Source organism: Rickettsia sp. MAE-05 (genome assembly GCF_057319745.1).
This window is the reverse complement of record NZ_JBLTIO010000001.1, coordinates 251,911-268,025: the sequence shown is the minus strand read 5'-3', so window position 1 is coordinate 268,025 and position 16,115 is coordinate 251,911. Positions and strand designations below refer to the sequence as shown.

Sequence of the window (16,115 nt, the reverse complement as noted above, 5' to 3'; positions counted from 1 at the left end):
ACTTCAGGAAATAATTCTTCGGTCATGCCTCCATATTGCAGTTACGCCTATTAAAAAGCTATACGTTCAATAAGAGTACCAATAACCTTATCATGAATATCCAATGACTTGGAAAAGCAGATTGTCTTACGTGCAAGCCTCTTGCATCTCGTTCTAAGGTTCAAGTTACTTCGTTCTATCCGTTGAGTGTATTTTTTACTGATAATATGCTTTTTAGGGTCTAATAACCTAGCATAACTCCCCCATCCATCTGTATAGTAAAAAGTCACCTTGAAATTCTCTAGTTTTTTCAGTAATGATTCTAATGTGCTATCACATCTTGTACCAAACGTATAAGCAACTACTTTTAACGAAATCTTATCCAAGGCATACCAAAGCCATCGTTGTCTGGATTTATTCTGTACATAAGACCATTGTTCATCTATCTCAGGAGCAATAATTACTTCTGTTGTACTGATAGAATGATTTATTGTTTTTAATACTAGATTTTTTTAAAACACGGATAACTGTATTGATACCCACTTTTAATACTCTTACTGTATCTCTAACTCCAGAGCCGTTGATTGACATTTCTACTATTTGCTCCTTAACTCCAGGCTTAGATGCATTATTAATATACTCCAATTGAAAATATCGATTACACCGCTTGCATTGATATCTCTGTTGTTTTGAAATTGAATATCCTGACTTTATTACTTCTTCTGTGTTGTTACAATATCTACACTTAACATCTATTTTTGCCATAACTCCTTAACTATAATTCTCTCTTATTACTGTTTGAGGATTATAGACTATTTACTCTAAACTGCAATACGGAGGCACGACCCAAATAATATGGAAAGATTTATTTGAAGAAGAATTGCAAGGTCAACATATATATACTTTAGAGATTGGTGATACAACCCACTATACTGAATTAGATTTTACTGCATTAAATTATAATAATGTACAAAATACAGTAGAACCTAAATTTCCTGACTTTACTCAACAGGAGTTGTTAAGTATTTTTTCTTCCAATATACAAAATAATCATAATAATTGTATACCATTTCCTAAAGGAATAAACCTTGAAGAACAAGTTACCATAGATGTATTAAATAATTTATTATTAGGTGCTTATAATAAATGTAATTTTTTTGAATTCAATAACGGATCAGAAATATATTTTAGATTACCTAATAATGAAAGGCTTGCCATGAAAGTTTTTAGTTTAAATAATCAGCCTATATTAAAAGAAAATAAATTTGAAAATGCTATATTATTTTTAAGTAAAAAAATAAACGAAAATGGTGATGTTGACTATAGTGAAGGCTTTAGTGCTGATATAGCCGAGGGCAAAATAAATTCTTCTTATATAACTCCTTTAGGCGAAATAATGGATTTTAATTAATTTAAAAAAACAATCATATGCAAAATAAAATTATACTACTTCTTACATTATGTTTTTTAAATACTCATTTATTAGCTGATACCGATAAGCGGTTAAAAGATATTGCACCCTACCCTCTACCGACAGATAGCCAAAAACGATATGTAATTCATTTACCTACAGAGTCTAATGAAGAAAAGCTAAAAGTAGAATTGCAAGCAACAAAAAATGCAATGAAAGATTGTAATCGTGTTTGGTTTGGCGGTAAGCTGGAAACAAAAACTTTAGAAGGATGGGGATATAATTATTATATAATCGATCAAGTTAGCGATCACCCTGCTAGTACAATGATGGCATGCCCTGGGGTAAAAGCAACCATGCAACCGGTTAGTGTATTTTTAGGCGATGAAATATTTTTAAGATATAATAGCAAACTACCTATCGTAGTATATGCTCCAAAAGATGTTGAACTACATTACGTTATTTGGCATCAAAATGATATAATCAATTCTGCAAAGGAAGGTTAGTATTATAGATATCGTCATTGCAAGTAGCTGAAGTTGTTATTATATGGCTTCTATGTCATTCCCGCAGAAGCGGGAATCCAGCATAAAGCGAGATAAATCGAACTTTTAATTTTAAAAATTTGCTGTATTTATACTTTTTTTCTGGATTCCCGCTTCTAGCTAGGAATGACATAGAATGCGGGAACGACATCGAAACTTAAAATCAACTCTTTTTAGTCAATACCTAAATTACTCAAAATCTTCCTCTACGGCTTCAACTTCTTGCACTTCCGGTACAAAATGTTTAAGCATGGATTCAATGCCGTTTTTTAAGGTGATAGTAGAGCTTGGACAGCCAAGACAAGCACCACGAAGTGCTAATTTAACTACACCGTTTTCAAAGCCTTTATATATTATGTCACCACCATCTTGTGCAACAGATGGTCGCACTCTAGTTTCAATAATCTCTACGATTTGCTTCTCTATTTCCGAAAGCCCATCAAGGTTATGATTTACATTATCTGCTTTTGTACTTTCTTCAAATACCGGAAATCCTGAAACAAAATGATCCATAATAACCATTAAAACTTCAGGCTTTATAACTTGCCAATTACTTTCAGCTTGCTTAGTCACCGTTATAAAATCACTACCAAAAAATACTGATTTCACATTATTAATATAAAATAGTGACTCTGCAAGTTTGCTTCTTCCTTTAACTTCAGCAATATCGCTAAAAAATACCGGCTGTTCACTACTTATTTCCTGCCCCGGGAAAAACTTTATTGCATCAGGGTTGGGAGTATCTTCAGTTTGAATAAACATAATTAAAGTACACTAATAAATTTGTTAACCATAATAACTTGATAGTACTATTTTGACAATAGACTTCTTGCATAACTTGCTTCTAAGGGTAATTTGTACGTCGATCCGGTACTCGCATCCTCACGTACTAAAGTGTACGCTGCAGTGGCAAGCACTTCCGTGTATCCTACAAATTCCTCCTTATTAGCTACGTTATGCAAGAAGTCTAATATATTTGTATTTATCTTGGAGATTGTTGTATGGCACTGTTAACAAAATAATTTTAAAGCTATTTTGTTAACAGTACCATAGCAACTTTTTAATTTATCGTTGATTTTATTAAAATAAGTTATTATTTTAATATATTACTAACTACTGCTAGATTATTATGCCTAAAAAATTTACTACAAGAAAAGGTCGTGCCTCCGTATTGCAGTTTAGAGTAAATAGTCTATAATCCTCAAACAGTAATAAGAGAGAATTATAGTTAAGGAGTTATGGCAAAAATAGATGTTAAGTGTAGATATTGTAACAACACAGAAGAAGTAATAAAGTCAGGATATTCAATTTCAAAACAACAGAGATATCAATGCAAGCGGTGTAATCGATATTTTCAATTGGAGTATATTAATAATGCATCTAAGCCTGGAGTTAAGGAGCAAATAGTAGAAATGTCAATCAACGGCTCTGGAGTTAGAGATACAGTAAGAGTATTAAAAGTGGGTATCAATACAGTTATCCGTGTTTTAAAAAAATCTAGTATTAAAAACAATAAATCATTCTATCAGTACAACAGAAGTAATTATTGCTCCTGAGATAGATGAACAATGGTCTTATGTACAGAATAAATCCAGACAACGATGGCTTTGGTATGCCTTGGATAAGATTTCGTTAAAAGTAGTTGCTTATACGTTTGGTACAAGATGTGATAGCACATTAGAATCATTACTGAAAAAACTAGAGAATTTCAAGGTGACTTTTTACTATACAGATGGATGGGGGAGTTATGCTAGGTTATTAGACCCTAAAAAGCATATTATCAGTAAAAAATACACTCAACGGATAGAACGAAGTAACTTGAACCTTAGAACGAGATGCAAGAGGCTTGCACGTAAGACAATCTGCTTTTCCAAGTCATTGGATATTCATGATAAGGTTATTGGTACTCTTATTGAACGTATAGCTTTTTAATAGGCGTAACTGCAATATGGAGGCATGACCCAGTAATGATTCTAATGTGCTATCACATCTTGTACCAAACGTATAAGCAACTACTTTTAACGAAATCTTATCCAAGGCATACCAAAGCCATCGTTGTCTGGATTTATTCTGTACATAAGACCATTGTTCATCTATCTCAGGAGCAATAATTACTTTTGTTGTACTGATAGAATGATTTATTGTTTTTAATACTAGATTTTTTTAAAACACGGATAACTGTATTGATACCCACTTTTAATACTCTTACTGTATCTCTAACTCCAGAGCCGTTGATTGACATTTCTACTATTTGCTCCTTAACTCCAGGCTTAGATGCATTATTAATATACTCCAATTGAAAATATCGATTACACCGCTTGCATTGATATCTCTGTTGTTTTGAAATTGAATATCCTGACTTTATTACTTCTTCTGTGTTGTTACAATATCTACACTTAACATCTATTTTTGCCATAACTCCTTAACTATAATTCTCTCTTATTACTGTTTGAGGATTATAGACTATTTACTCTAAACTGCAATACGGAGGCACGACCATAAGATTCAATTTTATTTTGTAATTTCTCTTCTAAATAATCTATTAGTGATGCAATATCTGCAGGAAAATTTTTAGTTATTTCTAATAATTCTTTTTTATGCTGTTCTGAAATTATATTCATTTTCTAATCTAATCCCGTTTCTTTCTTAAAAAAGCCGGTATGTCATGAATATCAGACTCTTTATTATCTTGATCTAGAGTATTAACAATAATGTTTTTGCGTTCTAAAGTTTGATTATTTGAAGCACGCAGAGAACCCCATATTTTTCCTAAAAATGATGGTTTTGGTGAGTCATCTTCAGATTTGTTGAAACTATTTGCATGTAGCCCTAGCTCTTTTTCATTTCCGATAAAATTTTGATTTATTGGAGAGTCGGTAATTTCAATATTTTCGGTACTATAGCTGTTAAAATCAGGAATTTCTTCTATTTGTGTAGGTTGTACTATAGCTTCATTATAAGTTTCTTCAGGAACTATATTGGTAGTTTCAGCTATTGCGGGTTTATATGTCGGTACTTTATCGGCATCAATACCGGTAGCAACAACCGATACTCTGATAATTCCTTTTAGTTCCGGATTAAATGTTGAACCGAAAATAATATTAGCATCAAGATTATCTACTTCTTCTCTAATTCTATTAGCAGCGTTGTCAACTTCAAATAAGGTCATGTCAGAACCGCCGGTAATATTGATTAATACACCTCTTGCACCGCACATTGAGCTATGATCTAGCAGCGGATTTGAAATTGCAGATTCTGCCGCTTTAATAGCTCTATCTTCGCCGCTAGCTTCACCCGTACCCATCATTGCTTTACCCATTTCGCTCATTACTGCTTTAATGTCAGCAAAATCAAGATTAATAAGTCCTGGCATAATCATTAAATCTGTTACTCCTCTAACGCCTGCATGTAATACGTCATCTGCCATTTTGAAAGCATCGGCAAACGTCGTTTGTTCATTAGCAATACGGAATAGATTTTGGTTCGGTATTACAATTAAAGTATCAACGAATTGCTGTAATTCAATAAGTCCTTTATCGGCAGTTTTCATACGATGACCGCCTTCAAAATGGAAAGGTTTAGTTACTACCCCAACCGTAAGGATGCCTAGTTCTTTAGCAATGCGTGCAATAACCGGTGCAGAACCGGTACCTGTACCGCCGCCCATACCTGCCGTAATAAATACCATATTGCTATTTTCTAGGTAACTACGAATTTCGCTTTCTGATTCTTGAGCAGCAAGTGCTCCAACCTCAGGAGAAGCTCCTGCTCCAAGACCTCTAGTCGTAGAAACACCGAGTTGTATTTTGTTAGTGCATAAAGAATGTTCAAGCGATTGTGCATCAGTATTAGCTACTACAAAATTAGCACCTTGCAGATTAGCACTAATCATATTATTTACTGCATTACTACCTGCACCCCCAATGCCGAAAACCGTAATGGTCGGCTTTAATACTATATTTTCAGGAGCTTTTATATTTAAAACCATGATACTCTTTTATTTTATATAATTAATGTTTAAGTATAATAAAAGATTAAGGCTGTGTGAAGAAAAATTTAATTAATATATTTTTGTTCTTTTTGGTTGCAAATTATAAGATTTTTTTGAAATAGGAACAGCTATTTGCTGCAAAAATCTTATTAATTTTCGCTCAAAAATATCTAAAAATATAAATAATTAAATTTTTCTTCACACAGCCTAAAAATTTCCACAGTATTTTATGAAAAGTTTAAAATAAGTTTTCTTTTAATAGCGGAACACCGTTATTATGACATGCTTTTTTTATTAATGCTTTATCGTTAGTGGCTATAGGAAGCCCTTCATGCATGGCAGTTAACAAATAAGTTGCATCGTATGAAGTAAGATTATTGGCTCTTGCACTTTGTGTAATTTCATTTATGGAAAAATTAAAATTTGATATGTTAAGAGGCAGAGAATTATATAAATCTATAAATTTAACTGTATCGGCTATATGTAATCTGGTCATGCCTCCATATTGCAGTTACGCCTATTAAAAAGCTATACGTTCAATAAGAGTACCAATAACCTTATCATGAATATCCAATGACTTGGAAAAGCAGATTGTCTTACGTGCAAGCCTCTTGCATCTCGTTCTAAGGTTCAAGTTACTTCGTTCTATCCGTTGAGTGTATTTTTTACTGATAATATGCTTTTTAGGGTCTAATAACCTAGCATAGCTCCCCCATCCATCTGTATAGTAAAAAGTCACCTTGAAATTCTCTAGTTTTTTCAGTAATGATTCTAATGTGCTATCACATCTTGTACCAAACGTATAAGCAACTACTTTTAACGAAATCTTATCCAAGGCATACCAAAGCCATCGTTGTCTGGATTTATTCTGTACATAAGACCATTGTTCATCTATCTCAGGAGCAATAATTACTTTTGTTGTACTGATAGAATGATTTATTGTTTTTAATACTAGATTTTTTTAAAACACGGATAACTGTATTGATACCCACTTTTAATACTCTTACTGTATCTCTAACTCCAGAGCCGTTGATTGACATTTCTACTATTTGCTCCTTAACTCCAGGCTTAGATGCATTATTAATATACTCCAATTGAAAATATCGATTACACCGCTTGCATTGATATCTCTGTTGTTTTGAAATTGAATATCCTGACTTTATTACTTCTTCTGTGTTGTTACAATATCTACACTTAACATCTATTTTTGCCATAACTCCTTAACTATAATTCTCTCTTATTACTGTTTGAGGATTATAGACTATTTACTCTAAACTGCAATACGGAGGCACGACCTGTAATCTATTACGTTTTTCTGATACTAATAGAGTATTAGTTATTTCAAGTTTCCAAAGATACGGTACTGTAGCTCCATGTTTCATACAATAATTTAATACAAATTTTGAATGTTCATTTTTTTCATCTTCAAAACACCATGTTATAGCTACAGAGCAGTCTAGTATAAAAGAGCGATTATTCATCTTCTGCCTTCATCTCTAAGCTCTTTAATAGTATAAGGTGCTAATGTTTTACCCTTACTAAATTCAGCAAATTTTTCCACTACATTTTCTATTTTTGGTCTGTGTGTGATTGGTGAAAGCACGGCAACCGGTGTATTATGCTTACAAATAGTAATTTGTTCGCCGTCTTGTACACGTTGTATTAGATCGGAAAAATGAGTTTTTGCTTCTAGTAGGTTAATTTGATTAGATAAATTTGTTTCACATAGGTAATATAATAAATAGACTAATTTAATATTAGCCTATTTATAAGATTTTGTACAGCAATATTAATAGTTTAAATTTATATTTTTATATCAAACCTAAGATTGACCAATCATTTTTTCAGGAACTACTATTTTATCAAATTCTTCTTCGGATAAAAGATTGAGTTTTTTAGCTGCTTCTTTTAAAGTTATTCCGTGCTTATGTGCTTCTTTAGCAATTTTTGCAGCATTATCATAGCCTATATGCGGATTAAGAGCCGTAACAAGCATTAGAGATTTATCACGTAAATCATTAATGCGTGCTATATTGGGTTCTAATCCTTTAACACAGTGAGTAACAAAGCTATTTACGCTATCGGATAACAGCTCTATAGATTGTAGGATATTGTATATTATTACAGGTTTAAATACGTTAAGTTCAAGATGTCCGTTTGAGCCGGCAATAGTAACTGTAACATGATTTCCCATCACCTGACTGCATACCATTGTTAAAGCTTCGACTTGGGTAGGGTTTACTTTACCTGGCATAATCGAAGAGCCGGGTTCATTCTCAGGTAAATGCAGCTCACCAAGACCGCATCTTGGACCGGAGCCGAGCAGTCTTATATCATTTGCTATTTTCATTAAGCTAACTGCTATAGTATTAAGAGTTCCTGAAAATTCTACTAGTGCGTCATGGGCAGCTAGACTTTCAAATTTATTAGGAGCCGTTTTAAAAGGTTGTTTAGTAAACTCTGCCACTTTCTCGGCAAATTTTATATCAAAGCCTATTTTTGAGTTAATAGCTGTGCCGACTGCCGTTCCACCTTGAGCAAGTAGATAAACTTTTTTTAGTGCATCTTCTATGCGTTCTAAAGCATACTCTATTTGTGTAATATATCCGGAGAATTCCTGTTTAAGAGTTAAAGGAGTTGCATCCTGCAAGTGGGTACGTCCTATTTTTATGATTTTATCCCAATCTTTTGACTTGTCTTGCAAAGAGGTAAGTAAATTATTCAAAGCCGGTATAAGTTGCTGTTTAGTTGCAAGTGTTGTTGCTATATGCATAGCGGTTGGAAAAGAGTCGTTGGATGATTGTCCTTTATTAACATGATCGTTAGGATGTACTGGAGATTTACCTCCTTTCTTGCTTGTTAATTCTTCATTAGCAATAGAGGCAATAACCTCGTTCATATTCATGTTTGTTTGTGTACCTGAACCTGTTTGCCAAACTACTAAAGGAAAATTATCCTCAAATTCACCTTCTAAGATTCTATCCGTGGCTTTATCGATACTTGTAGCTATTTTAGCTTCTAAATCACCAAACTCATAATTAACCTGTGCTGCACATTTTTTTAAAATAGCAAGAGCACGAATTAAAATTTCAGGCATTTTTTGTTTGCCTATTTTAAAATTTTCTAAAGATCTTTGAGTTTGAGCCCCCCAATAAAATTTTTCTTCTATCTGAATTTCTCCAAAAGAATCGCTTTCGGTTCTGTAATTTTTCATAAATTGTTAAATGTTATATAATTATCTATTTTTTTCATAAAATGATCACTTACTACATTCAAATCTAATTGCTGGGCTAATTTAGCAAAGCTATAATATAATTTGTCTGTTAAAGAAGCTTTTTTTAGATTCTTAGCAATAAATATTAATGTGCTTTCTATCATAAGATTACGATTAAAACTATAAAATTTTTGCCAATGTTCGTTATATTTAGGTTCAGAAGATTCTATATAATCGGAATATATAGGTTTAGTAATTACTGCTTTACCTTGATATATATCAAATATAGTATCATTAATTAATCTTTCATTCTTGAGGTTATTGATCACTTTATCAAAAAAATTATTTAATATAGCCGTTGTGGTCATGCCTCCATATTGCAGTTACGCCTATTAAAAAGCTATACGTTCAATAAGAGTACCAATAACCTTATCATGAATATCCAATGACTTGGAAAAGCAGATTGTCTTACGTGCAAGCCTCTTGCATCTCGTTCTAAGGTTCAAGTTACTTCGTTCTATCCGTTGAGTGTATTTTTTACTGATAATATGCTTTTTAGGGTCTAATAACCTAGCATAACTCCCCCATCCATCTGTATAGTAAAAAGTCACCTTGAAATTCTCTAGTTTTTTCAGTAATGATTCTAATGTGCTATCACATCTTGTACCAAACGTATAAGCAACTACTTTTAACGAAATCTTATCCAAGGCATACCAAAGCCATCGTTGTCTGGATTTATTCTGTACATAAGACCATTGTTCATCTATCTCAGGAGCAATAATTACTTTTGTTGTACTGATAGAATGATTTATTGTTTTTAATACTAGATTTTTTTAAAACACGGATAACTGTATTGATACCCACTTTTAATACTCTTACTGTATCTCTAACTCCAGAGCCGTTGATTGACATTTCTACTATTTGCTCCTTAACTCCAGGCTTAGATGCATTATTAATATACTCCAATTGAAAATATCGATTACACCGCTTGCATTGATATCTCTGTTGTTTTGAAATTGAATATCCTGACTTTATTACTTCTTCTGTGTTGTTACAATATCTACACTTAACATCTATTTTTGCCATAACTCCTTAACTATAATTCTCTCTTATTACTGTTTGAGGATTATAGACTATTTACTCTAAACTGCAATACGGAGGCACGACCAGCCGTTGTTATCTCTTCTTCTGTAAGTTCATTTATAAATATGTCTAATTGTTTTTCAAAACTCTCGATAATTTGTTCATTTGGTCCCCTTTTCATGACTTTTCTCTCAAATTAATTGATATAATAAAAGTTTATGACTTTAATTTTAGTAGACTAAATATTTATATCGAAGTAAATAAAAAACAATATTTGATTTATTAAAAATATTATTTATGTAATGAATGAAAAATTATAGAAGCGGCATTTGATACATTAAGACTTTCTACTCTCTTAGAAATAGGGATTTTGGCTAAATAATCACATGTTTCTTCGACTAATCTTCGCATGCCTTTATCTTCTGAGCCAAATACTAATACCATTTTGTCGGAAATTAATTTATCGGTAAAGTAGTCATTTGCAGAACCTGTTAGACCTATAATCCAAAAGCCGTGTTTTTTAAGATAATTCATACATGAGCGTAAGTTAGTAACTTTAATTATAGGTATTAATTCTAAAGTACCGCAAGCCGCTTTAGCAATGCTGCCGCTTTCATTCGGAGAATTATCTTGAGGTAATATTATAGCATTTATATCAAAAGCAGCGGCACTACGAATAATTGCTCCAATATTTTGTGTGTCTGTTATTTGATCAAGAATCGCAATTTTACATTTTGGGTTTTTTATATCTACGTCCTCTAGATTGTAAGAAAAAATTGGTCTAACTTTTGCAGCTATTCCTTGATGTGTTTGGTTTTCCAGTAATTTAGATAAAATATCGTTATTAACAATTTCATAAGATCTAGTACCTATTAATTTTTTGTTTGTATCAAAAATTTCCCTAGTGCATAAAATATTTTCAATTTGACGTTTTGGATTATTTAGAGCAGAAAATACAGGATGTTTCCCATACATATAATAACAATTTTTAGAATCAAGTTTTTTATTTTGCATCTTATTGAAAACCGTCAGTAATTTGTTCTTGACAGAAACTACTATTTATTATAGAAAGTTACAACTAAATAAATGTGCAAGCTGCTATTTGTTTATTTGATGATTCGGCAAGAAGTTTTATTAAGTCCTAATACTAATTATATATTGTATTTTACAGTGAATTAGTCTATTTAATACAGTAAAGTTCTTTAGGAGGGGTGGCCGAGTGGTCAATGGCAGCAGACTGTAAATCTGCCCGCGTAAGCGTTCGAAGGTTCGAATCCTTCTCCCTCCACCACTTAAATGGTTCAGGGAAGCGTATCATTTTATTTTAAAAGATTCATGTATATATGTTTAATTTTATTTAAAAATAAAACATAATTGTGTATATTTATAAACCTGAATAAAATTGATATAGCATTGTTAACAAAATAGCTTTGAAATTATTTTATTAACAGTGCCACAATGCGGGTGTAGCTCAATGGTAGAGTTCCAGCCTTCCAAGCTGGCTGTGTGGGTTCGATTCCCATCACCCGCTCCAGAGATAGTGGTAACAAATAAATTTAGCAAAAAATGCACTTATAAAAAATTAACTTGTATTAAACCTAATTGTAGAGAGTAATAACATGGCAAAAGCAAAATTTGAACGAACTAAACCGCACGTTAATATAGGTACGATCGGTCACGTAGATCACGGTAAAACTTCCTTAACGGCAGCAATAACTATAGTACTTGCTAAGACAGGTGGAGCAAAAGCTACAGCGTATGATCAAATTGATGCTGCTCCTGAAGAAAAAGAAAGAGGTATAACTATTTCTACTGCACACGTAGAATATGAGACTAAAAATAGACACTATGCACACGTAGATTGTCCGGGACACGCTGACTATGTAAAGAACATGATAACCGGTGCTGCTCAGATGGACGGTGCAATATTAGTAGTTTCTGCTGCTGATGGTCCTATGCCGCAAACTAGAGAGCATATATTACTAGCAAAACAGGTAGGTGTACCTGCTATGGTAGTATTCTTAAATAAAGTAGATATGGTGGATGATCCTGATCTATTAGAACTAGTAGAGATGGAAGTAAGGGAATTATTATCAAAATACGGTTTCCCGGGTGATGAAATACCTATTATTAAAGGTTCTGCACTTCAAGCTTTAGAAGGAAAACCTGAAGGTGAAAAAGCTGTTAATGAGTTAATGGATGCAGTAGATAGCTATATACCGCAGCCTACTAGAGAAACTGACAAACCTTTCTTAATGCCGATAGAAGATGTGTTTTCTATTTCAGGAAGAGGTACGGTCGTAACCGGTAGAATAGAATCTGGAATAATTAAGATAGGTGAGGAAATTGAAATAGTCGGTCTTAAAGATACACAAAAAACTACCTGTACCGGTGTAGAAATGTTTAGAAAATTACTTGATGAAGGACAAGCTGGAGATAACGTCGGTCTACTACTACGTGGTACAAAGAGAGAAGAAGTGGAAAGAGGACAAGTGCTTGCGAAACCCGGTAGTATAAAGGCGCATGATAAGTTTGAAGCTGAAGTATATGTGCTTAGTAAAGAAGAAGGTGGGCGTCATACACCGTTTACTAATGACTATCGTCCGCAGTTCTATTTTAGAACGACAGACGTTACCGGTACAATAAAATTGCCTGCTGATAAGCAGATGGTTATGCCTGGAGATAATGCTACTTTTACAGTGGAATTAATTAAACCGATTGCTATGAAAGAAGGGTTAAAATTCTCTATACGTGAAGGTGGTAGAACAGTGGGTGCCGGCGTAGTAACTAAAATAAATAATTAATTGATTTTATAAATACCTATTATTTTTTAATAATAGGTATTTATATTTTAAGATGTCTGAAAAACATCTTGCTGTTTAAATATTAGGTTTACTGAATGAAAAATAAAATCAAAATTCGTTTAAAATCATTTGATCACCGTAGTCTTGATCAAGCTACAAAAGAGATAGTTAGTGCTGTTAAAAGAACATTTGCTAACATTAATGGTCCTATTCCTTTACCTAGAAAAATTGAAAGATTTACCGTAAATAGGTCTCCTCATGTACATAAGAAGTCAAGAGAGCAATTTGAAATTAGAAAGCATAAAAGATTATTAGTTATAGATGATCCGAATCCGGCGGTTGTTGATGCTTTAAGTAAAGTTGATTTAGCAGCAGGTGTTGATGTAGTGATTGAATTAGAGAGTGGGGAATAAATGAGAACCGGTATAATTGCTCAAAAAATTGGGATGACTAGTGTTTTTAATGATAAAGGAGAAAGAATTTCTTTGACATTAGTAAAAGTTGATGATTGTCAAGTGGTAGGGCATAAAACTCTAGAAAAACATGGATATAATGCTTTGGTTATAGGTATAAAAGATAAAAAAATATCTAGAGTAACCAAGCCTATGAAACAAGTTTTTGCTAATGCTAAAATATCTCCTAAAACTAAATTAAAAGAATTTAGAATTTCTGAAGAGAATTTTATTGATATAGCAGCAAGTCTAGAAGTAGATCATTTTACGGCAGGACAATTTGTGGATATAACGGCAACTACTATAGGTAAAGGGTTTGCCGGTAGTATGAAAAGACATAATTTTAGAGGTCTTGAGGCTTCTCACGGTGTTTCTATATCCCATCGTTCGCACGGTTCTACAGGGCAAAGACAAGATCCGGGAAAGGTTTTCAAAGGCAAAAAAATGGCTGGTCATATGGGATGTAACCAAGTTACTATTCAAAATTTGAAAATATTTGCCGTTGATAAAGAGCGTAAGCTTATTATGATTCAGGGTAGTATACCTGGTCATAAAAATTCGTATCTTTCAGTAAAAGATGCAATAAAAAAGATTTCAATAACTGTATAATAGATATTTAGAGGCTATCAGTAAATGAATTTTAATTAATAATTAAAGAGCTATTTTAGTGAAAATTGACAAGATTTTTGCAGGAATATTATTCATATTTCAAAAAAATCTTATAATTTACAGCAAAAAAGAATTAAATTATCGGTTAAAATTTGTTTACTGATAACCTCTTAGACATGTTTGTTGAGGTTAAAGATTATTAAATTAACAAAACGCCATGCAATATTATTTATATAAAAGTTTTATATAAGACTGTATAAGGTTAAATAAAGATGAAAACTAAAATATTAAGTCTTGCTAATGAAGAAGTTGGTGAGATTAGCTTAAACGAAGATATATTTGCTGTTGAATTTATCAGAGATGATATAATAAAGCAGGTTATTGATTGGCAGAGAGCTAAAGCAATGTCCGGTAACCATAAAACTAAAACAGTATCAGAAGTATCAGGAACCACAAAAAAACCTTTTAAGCAAAAAGGTACAGGTAATGCAAGACAAGGCTCCCTTAGATCGGTACAGATGCGTGGTGGTGGTGTAGCTCACGGACCTAGAGTACGGAGTCATGCAACAAAATTACCTAAAAAAGTACGAAAACTTGGTTTAATTCATGCTTTATCCGAGAAATTCGCTGAAGGAAAATTATTAGTAATAGATTCTTTAAAGCTAGATAAGCCTAAAACTTCTGCTCTTGTAAATATATTAAGCAAATTTCAAGGAAAAAGTTTCTTTGTAATAGATGGAAATGAAGTAGATACTAATTTTTCTTTAGCTGCAAAAAATATTTATAATACTGTGATTGTTCCACAAATAGGGGCAAATGTTTATGATATAATACGGCATGAATATGTCCTATTATCACAAGAAGCAGTGAGCGTTTTAGAAGAGAGGTTAAGATGAGTTCTTATAAATATTACGATTTAATTAGAAAACCTATTATTACAGAAAAAACTACAACCCTTTCGGAACAAAATAAATACGCTTTTTATGTAGATAAATTTGCTGAAAAACTTACCGTTAAAAAGGCTATAGAAGAAATATTTAAAGTAAAAGTAAAAAAAGTGAATATTTTAAACGTTAAAGGTAAGAAGAAAAGATTCAAAGGAATTATAGGGACTCAAATCAATAGAAAGAAAGCTATTGTTACATTAGAAAAAGACCATAATATCGATTTTGCCGGAGGAATTAAATAAATGGCTTTAAAAAACTTTAATCCAATTACTCCTTCTCTTAGAGAGTTAGTTCAAGTTGATAAAACTAGTTTATGGAAAGGCAGACCTTTAAAATCTTTGACCAAAGGTATATCTAAAACCGGTGGACGAAATAATCAAGGTAGAATTACTTCTTGGCACAGAGGTGGAGGACACAAAAAATTATATCGTATTATTGATTTTAAAAGAAATAAAATAGATATTTCTGCTATTGTTGAAAGAATAGAGTATGACCCTAATAGAACTGCTTTTATTGCTTTGATAAAATATGAAGATGGGGAATATTCTTATATTCTAGCACCGCAAAAATTATCTGTAGGTGATAGAGTAATATCAAGCCAAGATGCTGATATAAAAATAGGAAATTGTTTACCTTTAAAATTCATTCCTATCGGTACTACTTTACATAATGTTGAAATGAAAGTGGGTAAGGGTGGTCAAATTGCAAGGTCTGCAGGTACTTCAGTAGATCTAGTGGGTAAAGATTCAGGGTATGCTCAGATTAAATTAAGATCAGGTGAATTTAGATTAGTACCTTTAGATTGTAAAGCTACTATAGGTAGTATATCTAACCCGGATCAAAAAAACATTAATTTAGGCAAAGCAGGTAGAAATAGATGGCTCGGTTGGAGGCCGCATGTTAGAGGTGTAGCAATGAATCCTGTAGATCACCCTCATGGCGGTGGTGAAGGTAAAACTTCAGGAGGACGCCATCCTGTTACTCCTTGGGGATTCCCAACAAAGGGTAAGAAGACACGTAAAAATAAACGTACTTCAAAATTTATCGTAAAGAAAAGAAAATAGATTTTAAATTAATTAG

The 16,115-nt window shown here is 32.6% G+C and carries 21 protein-coding genes, 2 tRNA genes and 4 pseudogenes; 11 read left to right on the top strand and 16 right to left on the bottom strand.

The genetic code is table 11. The annotated features are described in order from the left end of the window. Nucleotides 1-50 precede the first annotated feature (50 nt). Nucleotides 51-744: pseudogene (locus tag ACNFN7_RS01615) on the bottom strand (IS1 family transposase). Between the two features lie 115 nt (nucleotides 745-859). On the opposite strand from ACNFN7_RS01615, the gene ACNFN7_RS01610 reads away from it, so the two are divergent. Further along, nucleotides 860-1,390 (top strand): hypothetical protein, encoded by a 531-nt coding sequence (locus tag ACNFN7_RS01610; RefSeq protein ID WP_485440568.1) that lies wholly within the window; start codon nucleotides 860-862, stop codon nucleotides 1,388-1,390. A 17-nt stretch (nucleotides 1,391-1,407) separates the two neighbouring features. Continuing rightward, the gene (eco, locus tag ACNFN7_RS01605; protein WP_485440567.1) at nucleotides 1,408-1,896 is read left to right on the top strand and encodes a serine protease inhibitor ecotin; all 489 of its coding nucleotides are present in this window, start codon (nucleotides 1,408-1,410) and stop codon (nucleotides 1,894-1,896) included. A 228-nt stretch (nucleotides 1,897-2,124) separates the two neighbouring features. On the opposite strand, the gene ACNFN7_RS01600 is transcribed toward eco, so the two are convergent. Then, nucleotides 2,125-2,697: a NifU family protein gene (locus tag ACNFN7_RS01600; RefSeq protein WP_485440566.1), complete on the bottom strand. Its 573-nt coding sequence runs from the start codon at nucleotides 2,695-2,697 to the stop codon at nucleotides 2,125-2,127. Nucleotides 2,698-2,753: 56 nt separating this feature from the next. After that, nucleotides 2,754-2,930, bottom strand: a pseudogene (locus ACNFN7_RS01595) (palindromic element RPE1 domain-containing protein); the annotation flags it as partial. A 243-nt stretch (nucleotides 2,931-3,173) separates the two neighbouring features. On the opposite strand from ACNFN7_RS01595, the pseudogene ACNFN7_RS01590 reads away from it, so the two are divergent. Continuing rightward, nucleotides 3,174-3,867, top strand: a pseudogene (locus tag ACNFN7_RS01590) (IS1 family transposase). Here the strand turns inward: ACNFN7_RS01590 and ACNFN7_RS01585 are convergent. The 13 genes and pseudogenes from ACNFN7_RS01585 to rlmB all read right to left on the bottom strand — a co-directional run bounded on the left by ACNFN7_RS01585 (nucleotide 3,811) and on the right by rlmB (nucleotide 11,237). After that, entirely contained in the window at nucleotides 3,811-4,032 is a 222-nt protein-coding gene (locus ACNFN7_RS01585) for an IS1 family transposase (RefSeq protein WP_485440866.1), read from the bottom strand. The pseudogene ACNFN7_RS01590 and the gene ACNFN7_RS01585 sit on opposite strands and share 57 nt — an antisense overlap. A gap of 1 nt (nucleotide 4,033) precedes the next feature. Beyond that, the gene (locus tag ACNFN7_RS01580) at nucleotides 4,034-4,351 is read right to left on the bottom strand and encodes an IS1-like element transposase (protein WP_485440565.1); all 318 of its coding nucleotides are present in this window, start codon (nucleotides 4,349-4,351) and stop codon (nucleotides 4,034-4,036) included. A gap of 40 nt (nucleotides 4,352-4,391) precedes the next feature. Beyond that, a complete protein-coding gene (locus ACNFN7_RS01575; RefSeq protein ID WP_485440564.1) occupies nucleotides 4,392-4,556 on the bottom strand; it encodes a hypothetical protein in 165 nt (54 codons plus the stop codon). Between the two features lie 8 nt (nucleotides 4,557-4,564). Then, nucleotides 4,565-5,923, bottom strand: a complete 1,359-nt coding sequence (gene ftsZ / locus ACNFN7_RS01570) for a cell division protein FtsZ (RefSeq protein WP_485440563.1) — start codon at nucleotides 5,921-5,923, stop codon at nucleotides 4,565-4,567. Nucleotides 5,924-6,164: 241 nt separating this feature from the next. After that, nucleotides 6,165-6,422 (bottom strand): type II toxin-antitoxin system VapC family toxin, encoded by a 258-nt coding sequence (locus tag ACNFN7_RS01565; protein WP_485440562.1) that lies wholly within the window; start codon nucleotides 6,420-6,422, stop codon nucleotides 6,165-6,167. Between the two features lie 24 nt (nucleotides 6,423-6,446). Continuing rightward, a protein-coding gene (locus ACNFN7_RS01560; protein WP_485440526.1) for an IS1 family transposase occupies nucleotides 6,447-7,140 on the bottom strand; the annotation gives its coding sequence in 2 pieces (ribosomal slippage) (nucleotides 6,447-6,855 and nucleotides 6,854-7,140; 696 coding nt in all). Between the two features lie 51 nt (nucleotides 7,141-7,191). Continuing rightward, nucleotides 7,192-7,407: a type II toxin-antitoxin system VapC family toxin gene (locus tag ACNFN7_RS01555; protein WP_485440561.1), complete on the bottom strand. Its 216-nt coding sequence runs from the start codon at nucleotides 7,405-7,407 to the stop codon at nucleotides 7,192-7,194. Continuing rightward, nucleotides 7,404-7,682, bottom strand: a complete 279-nt coding sequence (locus ACNFN7_RS01550) for a type II toxin-antitoxin system Phd/YefM family antitoxin (protein ID WP_485440865.1) — start codon at nucleotides 7,680-7,682, stop codon at nucleotides 7,404-7,406. The genes ACNFN7_RS01555 and ACNFN7_RS01550 overlap by 4 nt, the downstream gene beginning before the upstream one ends. A gap of 66 nt (nucleotides 7,683-7,748) precedes the next feature. Continuing rightward, complete coding sequence (gene fumC, locus ACNFN7_RS01545) at nucleotides 7,749-9,140, bottom strand: class II fumarate hydratase (RefSeq protein WP_485440560.1); 1,392 nt, start codon at nucleotides 9,138-9,140, stop codon at nucleotides 7,749-7,751. After that, nucleotides 9,137-9,502: pseudogene (locus tag ACNFN7_RS01540) on the bottom strand (hypothetical protein); the annotation flags it as partial. The pseudogene ACNFN7_RS01540 and the gene fumC, both read right to left, overlap by 4 nt. A 30-nt stretch (nucleotides 9,503-9,532) precedes the next feature. Beyond that, nucleotides 9,533-10,226, bottom strand: a protein-coding gene (locus ACNFN7_RS01535) for an IS1 family transposase (RefSeq protein ID WP_485440526.1) whose coding sequence is annotated in 2 segments (ribosomal slippage) — nucleotides 9,533-9,941 and nucleotides 9,940-10,226 — 696 coding nt in all. Because the reading frame shifts where the segments join, the coding sequence is not laid out codon by codon here. Nucleotides 10,227-10,266: 40 nt separating this feature from the next. Continuing rightward, nucleotides 10,267-10,404, bottom strand: coding sequence for a hypothetical protein (locus tag ACNFN7_RS01530; protein ID WP_485440889.1), 138 nt, complete (start codon nucleotides 10,402-10,404; stop codon nucleotides 10,267-10,269). 110 nt (nucleotides 10,405-10,514) lie between these two features. Further along, nucleotides 10,515-11,237, bottom strand: a complete 723-nt coding sequence (rlmB, locus tag ACNFN7_RS01525; RefSeq protein WP_485440559.1) for a 23S rRNA (guanosine(2251)-2'-O)-methyltransferase RlmB — start codon at nucleotides 11,235-11,237, stop codon at nucleotides 10,515-10,517. Between the two features lie 191 nt (nucleotides 11,238-11,428). On the opposite strand from rlmB, the gene ACNFN7_RS01520 reads away from it, so the two are divergent. The 8 genes from ACNFN7_RS01520 to rplB all read left to right on the top strand — a co-directional run bounded on the left by ACNFN7_RS01520 (nucleotide 11,429) and on the right by rplB (nucleotide 16,099). Beyond that, nucleotides 11,429-11,514 (top strand) — tRNA-Tyr (locus ACNFN7_RS01520). 169 nt (nucleotides 11,515-11,683) lie between these two features. Further along, nucleotides 11,684-11,757 (top strand) — tRNA-Gly (locus ACNFN7_RS01515). Nucleotides 11,758-11,842: 85 nt separating this feature from the next. After that, the gene (gene tuf / locus ACNFN7_RS01510; RefSeq protein ID WP_485440558.1) at nucleotides 11,843-13,027 is read left to right on the top strand and encodes an elongation factor Tu; all 1,185 of its coding nucleotides are present in this window, start codon (nucleotides 11,843-11,845) and stop codon (nucleotides 13,025-13,027) included. Between the two features lie 95 nt (nucleotides 13,028-13,122). Further along, entirely contained in the window at nucleotides 13,123-13,440 is a 318-nt protein-coding gene (rpsJ, locus tag ACNFN7_RS01505; RefSeq protein WP_011270629.1) for a 30S ribosomal protein S10, read from the top strand. Then, nucleotides 13,441-14,088, top strand: coding sequence for a 50S ribosomal protein L3 (gene rplC / locus ACNFN7_RS01500; protein WP_218461021.1), 648 nt, complete (start codon nucleotides 13,441-13,443; stop codon nucleotides 14,086-14,088). It abuts the gene before it with no gap. A gap of 272 nt (nucleotides 14,089-14,360) precedes the next feature. Next, on the top strand, nucleotides 14,361-14,984 hold the full coding sequence (gene rplD / locus ACNFN7_RS01495) for a 50S ribosomal protein L4 (protein WP_266264628.1): 624 nt from the start codon (nucleotides 14,361-14,363) through the stop codon (nucleotides 14,982-14,984). Continuing rightward, nucleotides 14,981-15,277 (top strand): 50S ribosomal protein L23, encoded by a 297-nt coding sequence (gene rplW, locus ACNFN7_RS01490; RefSeq protein ID WP_011270632.1) that lies wholly within the window; start codon nucleotides 14,981-14,983, stop codon nucleotides 15,275-15,277. The genes rplD and rplW overlap by 4 nt, the downstream gene beginning before the upstream one ends. Then, nucleotides 15,278-16,099 (top strand): 50S ribosomal protein L2, encoded by an 822-nt coding sequence (gene rplB / locus ACNFN7_RS01485; RefSeq protein WP_017442486.1) that lies wholly within the window; start codon nucleotides 15,278-15,280, stop codon nucleotides 16,097-16,099. The last annotated feature ends 16 nt before the right edge of the window (nucleotides 16,100-16,115 follow it).